The sequence below is a fragment of the Vibrio sp. 1-Bac 57 genome, assembly GCF_037546855.1.
Taxonomy (GTDB): domain Bacteria; phylum Pseudomonadota; class Gammaproteobacteria; order Enterobacterales; family Psychromonadaceae; genus Psychromonas.
This window is the reverse complement of record NZ_JALAAC010000023.1, coordinates 57,304-67,920: the sequence shown is the minus strand read 5'-3', so window position 1 is coordinate 67,920 and position 10,617 is coordinate 57,304. Positions and strand designations below refer to the sequence as shown.

8 protein-coding genes are annotated in these 10,617 nt (G+C 39.3%); all 8 read right to left on the bottom strand.

The window, feature by feature from the left end; translation table 11 throughout:
• Positions 1–91: 91 nt before the first annotated feature.
• Positions 92–1,135, bottom strand: a complete 1,044-nt coding sequence (locus tag MT391_RS14540) for a hypothetical protein (RefSeq protein WP_499498726.1) — start codon at positions 1,133–1,135, stop codon at positions 92–94.
• 158 nt (positions 1,136–1,293) lie between these two features.
• Entirely contained in the window at positions 1,294–1,698 is a 405-nt protein-coding gene (locus MT391_RS14535) for a hypothetical protein (protein ID WP_499498724.1), read from the bottom strand.
• A 339-nt stretch (positions 1,699–2,037) separates the two neighbouring features.
• Positions 2,038–2,817, bottom strand: coding sequence for an ATP-binding cassette domain-containing protein (locus MT391_RS14530; RefSeq protein WP_166368368.1), 780 nt, complete (start codon positions 2,815–2,817; stop codon positions 2,038–2,040).
• 1 nt (position 2,818) lies between these two features.
• Positions 2,819–4,003: an ABC transporter permease gene (locus MT391_RS14525; protein WP_499498722.1), complete on the bottom strand. Its 1,185-nt coding sequence runs from the start codon at positions 4,001–4,003 to the stop codon at positions 2,819–2,821.
• 83 nt (positions 4,004–4,086) lie between these two features.
• Positions 4,087–5,037, bottom strand: a complete 951-nt coding sequence (locus MT391_RS14520; RefSeq protein WP_499439122.1) for a sugar ABC transporter substrate-binding protein — start codon at positions 5,035–5,037, stop codon at positions 4,087–4,089.
• 792 nt (positions 5,038–5,829) lie between these two features.
• Positions 5,830–6,588 (bottom strand): sulfite exporter TauE/SafE family protein, encoded by a 759-nt coding sequence (locus MT391_RS14515; RefSeq protein ID WP_166368374.1) that lies wholly within the window; start codon positions 6,586–6,588, stop codon positions 5,830–5,832.
• A gap of 271 nt (positions 6,589–6,859) precedes the next feature.
• Complete coding sequence (locus MT391_RS14510; RefSeq protein WP_499498720.1) at positions 6,860–8,368, bottom strand: CoA-acylating methylmalonate-semialdehyde dehydrogenase; 1,509 nt, start codon at positions 8,366–8,368, stop codon at positions 6,860–6,862.
• Between the two features lie 105 nt (positions 8,369–8,473).
• On the bottom strand, positions 8,474–10,444 hold the full coding sequence (locus tag MT391_RS14505) for a bifunctional 5-dehydro-2-deoxygluconokinase/5-dehydro-2-deoxyphosphogluconate aldolase (RefSeq protein ID WP_499498718.1): 1,971 nt from the start codon (positions 10,442–10,444) through the stop codon (positions 8,474–8,476).
• Between the last annotated feature and the right edge of the window lie 173 nt (positions 10,445–10,617).

Below are 10,617 nucleotides of genomic sequence, written 5' to 3'. Positions count from 1 at the left end.
CCGCATTAAGCGGACAAAAATAGTGGGTTAAGATGTGTAGCGAAGCGAAACGTAACCCACTGTTTTTGTTTCGTTTAAATGCCTTGTTAAATTACATGTATATAGGGATAAATTGCATGTCATCTGAATCATTTATTGTCTGAAATTCAACTTCCCCATAGTTTACTTTTCCATCTTCTTCTGCTGATTGAATAATTATTGTTTTTTTCTTTAATCCAATACCATCGCGACTTAGCCATTCGAGTACAGAGTTGGCTTCTTCTTTAACTGTTAAAGAGTCATTCATTTTATCTTTTCTAGTAAAATAATGCTCAATACTGCCAGCTGAGATATCTGCACAACTTAAAAGGTCTAGCATTTTAACGCTTCTTTCTTTAAAGGGGATAGCACCTCCAACAAGAGGGTATGGTTTCTCGCCATACAAAAGAAGAACCCGATCAAATACTTTAATAAGATCATTTAGCTGTGAGCTTGTAGATGCTATTGCATCAGAGTCAGTCATCCATAATAACTTTTGATCTTCCTCTGCTAAAAGGTTAGTAAGATAAGCCGCAATATGCGTTATTCGCATTAATTTTTCTGCAACTTTAGGCTTCCAGACACCTAGATTATTTGCTTTTAAATGCTGACTAACAGATAGACCTTCCTCTGTTCGTATATTGAAAAATGGACCTGCTTTTTTGTCTATAATCACAGTGAAAAGCATTCCAAAAACATAATTATCTAGGGCATTTAAATAATCAGGCAGCGCTCTTTTAATAGGACCAAACCTAAAATCTTTGAACGATATCTCTTTATCCCCTAAACCATACTTTTCTCTTATTTTCTTCATCTCAATTTCTAAACCATGGCTATGATTCCAACCACAAACTAAAAATGAATAAGTTAAATAATTACTATCTTTAGCTTCTCCGCCGTAGTCAGAGAATATAGAAGTACTTCCATTACCATCTTTATTTAATTCAGGTAGCATTAAAGTTTTATTCTTAAGAGACTTTTTAAAGAGCTCATCAATAAAAGTAATAAGTGGTGGGTATTGACCAATGTATTTATCTTGGAGCACATTAATCTGGTTCGTTTTTTTAACCATTCGGTTGGCAAGCTTTATTAACGCTTCGTTATCTGAATAATTCACGACTACCCTTGTAATTTAACGCCCACTTAAGCGGACAAAAATTGTTGGCTAAAATTGTGTAGCGAAGCAGAACGTAGCCAACTGTTTTTGTTCCGTTTAAAGTGCTTATAAGGGTTTTACTATGGACTATGATGATCGCATAGCTTGGTTTTGTTTACTTATTTGCATTGTATGTACCGTAATATAGCAATAATTCCTAATGCAAAACTTAAACACACAGGTATAAGCCATTTATACTCCCTTTTATAAAAAGAAGTAACCGGAGATTTTTTAATAACTGCTTGGTTATAGCCAAGCTCTGTAAATTGATAATGCTGTGGTTTTACAAAAGACACAAGCTTTCGAGTTTCTGCCTCTTTAAACCACTGCATAATATATTTTTTAATAGAGTTGTCAGAAGATAAATTTTTAAGCGTGGGCATATAGTTTGGTATAGAAGTGTCTATCGAATCGAACTTGTGATCCATAATAAAACGAAGCTCTTTACCGTGTTCACCTTCAATAATTGAAAGTAAGCCTAGCAAGAATTCTTTTTCGTTAAATGGTGGAGTATTGGTAGACATTGCTTACCCTTATAACAGTTTATTAAACAGAATAATCCCGTATTTCCAGTGAAAACACGAAATACCTTAATTTGTTAAAATTGAATCAACAATACGCTAATTAACTCTAAAAACAATAACTTAAAATAAATAATCAAATCTTCGTCATGTGGATAGATAGAGTAATTCTTCATTAATAACAGACATACGGGTTAGTTTGAAAATGAGAGTATTGGAAGATGAAATAAGAAATTTAATAGTAATGTGAGGTTTTGATCGAGGCCAGAGGTTAAGAGCTTGGTGAGATGATTATTGATACCCAAACCAGGCCAACCGGTTTGGGTATCAATATAATTAAAGTTAAATAGTACCTGCTAGTGAGCCTTCTATTGTTGCAAGGGTTGCACCACCGGCCATTAGGTTTTGTAGCTCTTCAGACGTTATTTCACCTTTTTTCGCTGTGCCTAATGTGTGGCCTCGATTCAATACTGTGAAGCGATCACCTACCGCAAGAGCATGGCGTACGTTATGGGTAATAAATACCACGGCAATGCCACGTTTACGTACTTTATCAATGGTTGCTAATACATTCGCTGTTTGGCGAACCCCTAGCGCAGACGTTGGCTCATCTAGAATAAGCACCTTAGCGCCAAAATGTACCGCACGCGCAATGGCTACTGTTTGTCGTTCACCGCCTGACAAAGTACCAATCGCTTGATCAGCTGAGCGTAGGTGGATGCCCATACTTTTCATTTCTCGCATGGTAACTTCGTTAGCGAGTTTATGGTCAAAGAAACTAATACCTGCAATTTTTTTAGTTGGCTCATTACCCATAAAGAAGTTACGTGCCACAGACATTAACGGGATCATAGCTAAGTCTTGATAAACCGTTGCAATCCCTGCGTTGATGGCATCGCGAGGACAATCAAAGTCCATCTCTTTACCTTCAAAGTAAATTTCACCTACCGACGGTTTATGCACACCAGACATGGTTTTAATAAATGTCGATTTACCCGCACCATTATCACCTAATAAACATAAACATTCGCCAGCCATCACTTTCAGGGACACACCAGAGAGCGCAATTACAGATCCAAAATGTTTCTGTATCTTTTTCATTTCAATAATTGGTTCGCTCATACTATTTCTCCCCTGTGATCATGCGACGTATATAAGTATTCAGTATTACTGCAAATAATAAGATTGCGCCGAGGAATACTCTAAATAGAGAGCTTTCAACACCAGCAAAGAATAAACCTTGTTGTACTACTCCGAAAATAATTGCACCTAGTGCGGCACCGATAACAGAGCCGTAACCACCAGTTAATAATGCGCCACCAATAACCACTGAAATAATGGCTTCAAATTCTTTTAATAGACCACGGTCTGCACCAGCTGAGCCGAACTCAATAACTTGTGATGTTGCAAAAACACAGGCACAAAATGCCGTAAACATGAACATTAAGATTTTAACGCGATTAACTGGTACACCAACATAAGTGGCCGCTTGTGCGTTGCCGCCAGAAGCGAAAATCCAGTTACCAAATTTTGTTTTTGTTAATAACCAATGACCGAATACAAGTAATATTAAAGCCCAGACCATTAACATTGGGATGCCTTCTACAACTGGTTGTCCTTTTTTGAAACCACGCTCAAAGGTTTCAATCCAACCGTTATCACCCATCCATTGAAATAAACCAGTGAATACTTTGCCGCCAAATACAGGGGCAAGCCAATCACCTTGTGCAGCATCTTTAATGCCACCGACAATGGTTTTATTGGTGGTAGAAATTGCAGCAAAGATAGTTAAACCACGAAGAATAAATAAGAAAGCTAAAGTAACGATGAAACTAGGTAATCCAGTTTTAATCACTAACCAACCACTTAATGCACCGATCCCCATGCATAAAATGAATGTTGCGATAATGGCCACCCACATCGGTAAACCAAAAACGACGGAGAGTAGCGCAATTGACATGCCGCTGAACCCAATCATCGACCCAACTGATAAGTCGAACTCACCAGCTATCATTAATAAACAAGCACCTACTGCAATAATAATAAATTGCGATGAAACAATTGACCAGTTCATGACACCCGCAGCAGAAAACATGCCCGAGTCGCTTGCTGTCAATAAGAAAAATAAAAATACCAATATAGTCCCACAAATCCCGCCTAATTCAGGTCTAATCAATGCTTGTCGAAAACTTGACCTATTTTTAACACGCTCATCCGGTTTCGTTTTACCTAGTTCGTTTGATTTTTCTGACACAGGCTTCTCCGGTTTTACGCTGCTCATGGATTGTGTTGATGTGATTTCACTCATCTGTTGGCCTCTAAAATTTTTAAATTGAGATGGTTTGAGGTAAAGGCAAGCACCATCATAGCGCTGCCTTATTAATTTAGATTTTAACGATATTCACCCGCGTATTTTTCAACTAAAGCTAAGCCGTCTTTTGTTACAAAGCCAGGGCCTGAATTGATATTGTTACCAGGTAATACTCCATAACGGTCATAGTTCGTTAGCAGTACTACAGGTAGGTAAGCTTGTAGGAAGGGTTGTTGATCAATGCCCCAGTTGATGATGCCAGATTTAATGGCTTTTACTATATTCTCACCAAGGTCAAAGGTACCGAAGTAGATATCACCAGCATAACCATTTTCTTGTAATGCTAAGATAGTTGGATCAGCAGAAGTAGGACCTAAGGTTAAGATCGCATCAACTTTAGGATGTGAGCTTAAGTAAGCTAATACACGGTTTTTAATTTCAGAAGGATCTTGGCCACTGTCTAGCATTGAATCACCCAGTTTTACACCAAGGCCTTCAGCAAAACCACGACAACGTTCGCCAACTACGGCATTAGAGATAGCATGGTTAACACAAACAAATGATTTAATACCATCACCTTTTGCACGTAAACCCGCTGCAAAACCTGCATCAAACTCTGGTTGGCCAACAAACATCAATGCACCAACTTCACGCGCTTGTGCTGGTGTGCCAGAGTTCATGATGATCACGTTAATGCCTTGGTCAACTGCACTTCTAATTGGACCGCTTAATACGTCAAAGTCAGCAAGCGTAGTAATAATACCGTCTGGCTTAGAAGCCGTTGCTTGCTCTATAATACGCGCCATGTCTGCAAGGTCACCTGTTGGTGGGTTACGATATTCAACTTCAACCCCCATTTGTTTGCCTGCTAATGTCACACCATTTTTTACTGTATTCCACCAGCTATCTGAATCAGGTGCGTGGCTTACTAAGACATAACGCTCTGCAGAGGCTGTCATAGATGTCAGTGCAAGTGGTGCTGCTAATGCGACTGACATAACCGCTGCAGTTAATAATTTAAACTTTTTCATTAAGACTCTCCTAAATAGTACTTTGGGTTTAAAAATGAAGTTTACTTATAAACATAAGTTCTAATAATACGAAGAGCTAAACCTCACTCTCAATTGACTATTAGAAGCTGTTATTTACCTTTCTTGAGTGGTCATACTCACTTTATAAAAAAGATGAATCATGACTTAAACAAGAAGTGAAAAATTATTTTCATAAAAGAACAACCTCATACTAATCTTTCAAATCTAGTTAGGCTACAGCTTAAAACTCAATTGTTGCATAATTGTTAACCACGTCGAGTTTAAGCAATAAAGCAGGCTTAAAAACCACTTCAACCCCCTAAAAATGGATAAAAAGTGCCATTTATCGCTGTATCAGCCATAAAAACACACCGTATTGTGCTTTATAGTGCCCCCAATCAACAGTAGTAGGCCTTCAGTCGCGACAAATAATAATGGAAAAATATTTTTCAAAATAAGAGTCAATATTTATAAAAACAGTTGTATTACTATATAGGGAGGTAAAAAAAGAAGGGTTTATAGTTTAGAATAGAGAGTCATAAAGCTAAAAGTGACACTCAATAGCCGAAGAATTTGACACTGCTAACATTTTTAACGTTTAACACTAAAAAACAGGCAATATCGGTGTTAGAACAAGGCGAATAAAAATCACTATAAAACTTTAAAAAATACTGAAGAATAATAATATAAAGTCTATTTAACAATGTATTAGCCATAGATCAACCATCGATTAATGAGCAATTAAAATTACTAATGAAAATCAAAACGACACAATCAGCACTAAAAAATCTGCTAGGATAAAAACCAATGAGTCCCGCCATCCCAAAATAATTTACATCCAGAAAGAAACAGAAATAGATAACATAGTCGATATACTAAGGCTTGGCTTATTTTATGTAATAACATAATGCCAACTTTTACTCCCACCGGCCCTAGGGGCATTAGCACTAAAGACGTCATCAAATTAGTTGAATCAAACTCACCTAATAACGTATATGGGATTAACTTAAACAGATTGATGATGGCAAACAATACCGCCATGCTGGCAATTAACACCACTTTATTTAGCTGCAACGGTAACAAATATATACTTGCAGGGCCGCCACCAGCATGTAACGCAGTACTAGAAAACCCGCTCATTATGCTCCAGAACCAAGCACTAATAAGCCCTCCTTTATGTTGATTTTTGCCACCTTTAATTACATATTGTAAGCAGAATAATAACGATAAACCGCCAATCACCACTTTTAAACCAGGCTCAGAGATCACACTCAAAAACATGCCTGCGATTGCAACCCCAATAATAGAACCCGGTAGCATGCGTTTTAAAATACGATAATCGGCATTGCGGTAATGTTGCTTAACGGCAAAGAAGTCCATTAAACATAGAATAGGCAATAGGATAGCTGCTGCTTGTGTCGGTGCAATGGTCATCGCCATTAATGGCACGGCTATGATGCCCAGTGCGCCACCTAATCCACCTTTGCCAATGCCATATATAAAAACAGCGGGGATCGCAGTGGCGTAAAACCAAGGGTCTGTAACGATCATCGGCGGGTTACCTTATAGATGACATGAATGATAAAAGTAGCGTATTCACCAAATACAAAATAAATACAAAAAAACAGCGCTTAGGTTATTTCCCTAGCGCTGTTTGTTATTAGCAATGAATTAGGCTTAACCTTAACTCGGGGTAATGAAAATTAAATTCAATTAATAATCAACTGGTTACAATTTATAAGTTTCCAGTGTTGATAGTTTTGTTTAGTTCAAGGCATATCACGAGCTTAGATTACTTATTTAGATTACTTATTTAGGTTACTTACATAGTCGGCATCGCAAAGCTGCTTTCATGATCTTCTAAACGCACACTTGCAGGCCAACGACTAGTCACTGTTTTCATGCGAGTGTAGAAACGCACGCCATCACTACCATGTACATTCAAAGGACCAAATACCGAACGCTTCCAACCACCAAAGCTATGGAATGCCATAGGCACTGGAATCGGTACATTTACACCAACCATGCCAGCTAATACATTTTCACTAAACTCACGTGCAGTTTCACCATCGCGCGTAAAGATAGCGGTACCGTTACCGTATTCATTACGATTAATTAACTCAAGTGCAGTTTGGTAATTTGGCACTCTCACGATTGCGAGCACGGGACCAAAAATTTCTTCTTGATAAATAGTCATCTCTGGAGAAACATTATCAAATAAAGTAGGACCAACAAAATAACCAGCTTCATGCCCCTTAATCAAAACATCACGGCCATCAACTAATAACGAAGCGCCCTGTTGTTCACCAGTACTAATAAAGTCACAAATTTTTGCTTTATGTTGAGCTGTAACAACCGGTCCCATATCATTTTCTGGTCCATCAACAATACCTGGCCCTACACGCATTGCTTGGATCTGTACTTTTAATTTATCAATCAATTGTTCTGCTGTTTCATCACCCACGGCAACGACAACAGATAACGCCATGCAACGTTCACCGGCAGAACCATAAGCAGCGCCCATAATGGCATTCGTTGCCATATCAAGATCTGCATCAGGCATTAATAAACAATGATTTTTTGCACCACCAAGTGCTTGGCAACGCTTGCCATGAGCAGAAGCTGTACTATAGATATATTCAGCTATCGGTGTTGAGCCTACGAAACTAACGGCTTGCACTCGATGATCCGTTAGTAACACATCCACCGCTTGTTTATCACCATTCACTACATTAAAGACACCATCGGGTAACCCTGCTTGCTTTAATAACTCAGCTAACTGCAGTGCTAAAGACGGATCTTTTTCTGAAGGTTTTAACACAAAGGTATTGCCCGTTGCTAACGCGATCGGGAACATCCACATCGGCACCATCGCCGGGAAATTAAAAGGTGTAATACCAACGCAAACCCCTAATGGTTGCATCAAAGAATGGCTATCAACACCGGTGCCCACGTTGGCAGAGTGCTCACCTTTTTGTAAATGAGGAATACCACAGGCATATTCTACAACTTCTAAACCACGCGTGACTTCACCCATCGCATCGGAAAGTACTTTACCGTGTTCACTGGAAATCAAGGCGGCCAACTTTTCTTTATTCGTTTCTAATAAGGCTTTAAAAGCAAACATCACACGAGATCGTTTAAGCGGTGAAGTTTTTGACCAAGCAGGAAAAGCTTGTTCTGCAGCGATGATTGCAGCTGTTGTTTCTGCTTCATCACTGAGCACGACTTGCTTAGTTTGCTCGCCTGTAGCAGGGTTAAATACCGGTGAAAAACGCTGACTATGACTGGCACTTACTTGACCATTAATAAAGTTTTGAATGGTTTCCATGAACAATTTCCTTAAAGACTAACTACGAATAATATGAAAGCTCAATAATGATGTTGTGACCTTGTATCGCTATTGAGCTTAATGTCTGAATCACTAATAATAATTTTATGCCGCACTACCATCTACGCTCACAGCACCATTCGCCTTCACAACACCATCTTGATTGGGTTGATTACGCTGCTGCCAAGATTGAATAATTGCGTGGTAATTACTTTTAATTTGTTTGATTAAGGTCTTATCATCAATATCGTTTGCTAACCAAGCTTGTGATGGCGCAGAAAAAATGGTGCGCCCTATGGCAAATCCTTTAACCCAAGGACAAGTTGCAGCGATAGCAAAACCTGCTTTTAGTTGCTCAGCCGGTGCATCTAAACCTAATAAAACCACACCACGACAATGTGCATCGTTTGTTTCGATCAAGTCACTTACTTGCTGCCATGATGTAGCACTCAGCGGTGGTAGCTTCCACCAATCCGGTTTCACTCCCAGTTGATAAAAGTCAGCAACTAACTGTACATAATGGACATCATCCTGTGGCATCTCTTTTGGCAAGATCACCTCTAGCAATAATTCGTGACCAGAAAGACAACAGGCTTTATACACTTCTTGCACGGTTTGTTGTTGTGCTAGTTGCATTTCAGCGCTGTCTTGAGGATGACAAAAAACTAAACATTTAACGACGTGTTCCAGCGGCCACGTTGTAAGTTGTGAACCTATATTGCCATGTTCAAGTGCTAATGGACGCGAACCAGGTAATTCGATAGGACGACCAATCCAACAATCGCTACCCGTTGCATGATTCAATACTGTTTGTCCAAAGCGGCTATCGGATAAAATGCCCGCTTTACCTTCTAAATTCGCTTCTTTAGCAACTTCTTGACTGGCTTTAAATATCAGCTCTTTTAATACGGGAATACGCCCAAGATCCGCTCCAGACTGTTCCGCCATATCGACTAATTGACTACGATGATCAAAAGCTAATACACATAACTCATGCCACTCTTTTCTGCGTGTAGTAACGCGATGAAGATGATTTAATTCAAGGTCTAAATCAGGACGAAGTACTTGATCTGCTCTTTCTAAATAGTTATCTAGCTCTTCTTTAGAGGGCATAGCAGGTGCGCAACCATGACGCGATACAACCAGCGCACCACAAGCATTGGCGTATGCACAAGATTTCAACCAACCTTCATTATTTAAATAACCACGTAATAATCCGGACATAAAGGCATCACCAGCACCTAGCACGTTTAAAACATCCACACGGACACCTTCAATGGTGATCCCATCGTCCAGTGCTTTAGGGATAGTGCCAGAAAAAACAGAGCAACCTAATGGGCCGCGTTTACAAACTAATTCAGCTTGGCTGACTGCGCGAACTCCACGCAACGCGGCTATCGAATCGGTAGAACCACCAGCAATATGAAATTCTTCTTCGGTGCCTACTACTAGGTCGAATAAATGCAACACATCTTGTAATTGTTGTGTCACAGAAGATGAAGCAATAAAACGAGTTTCCCCGTCCCCTAAAGAAGTAAGTCCCCATAAAATAGGACGATAATCGATATCTAATGCGGTTTTCACCCCATGACGGCGAGCATATTTTAATGCAGTTAACACTGCTTCTCGCGTTTGAGGATTGGATAAGTGCGTTCCAGTAATTGCAAGGCAACGAGCAGAAGCAATATATTCTTCGCTAACATCTTCAGCGGTGATCGCCATATCAGCACAGTTATCGCGATAAAAAATCAGTGGGAATGTTTCAGTATCTTTAATGCCCAATACAACTAATGCAGTTAAACGCTCTTTATCGGTAATTAAATGGCTAGTATCCACACCTACAGCGTCCAACTCTTCCTTTAAAAATCGCCCCATATGTTCATCACCAACACGTGCAAGCATAGAAGATTTTAATCCTTGGCGAGCAGTCCCGTAAGCAACATTGCCCGAAGAGCCTCCCAAGTATTTTGAAAATGACCCCATGTCTTCAAGGCGAGCACCTATTTGCTGTCCATATAAATCGACCGCAACACGGCCCATACAAATGAGGTCTAATTTCTTGTTTTCAGCTTGCATTATGTTGTGCTCCATTATTTGACAACGTCTCTGGTTGATAGCATTGGTCGCATTTGTAAATAAACAATACGCTTATGCCAACAACAAAAAGTCGAGAACTTAGTGCAGTTAATGATCAAAGAGATGCTCTTTTATTAACCATGCAGGCATACTATGAAATAAATGTTTCACTT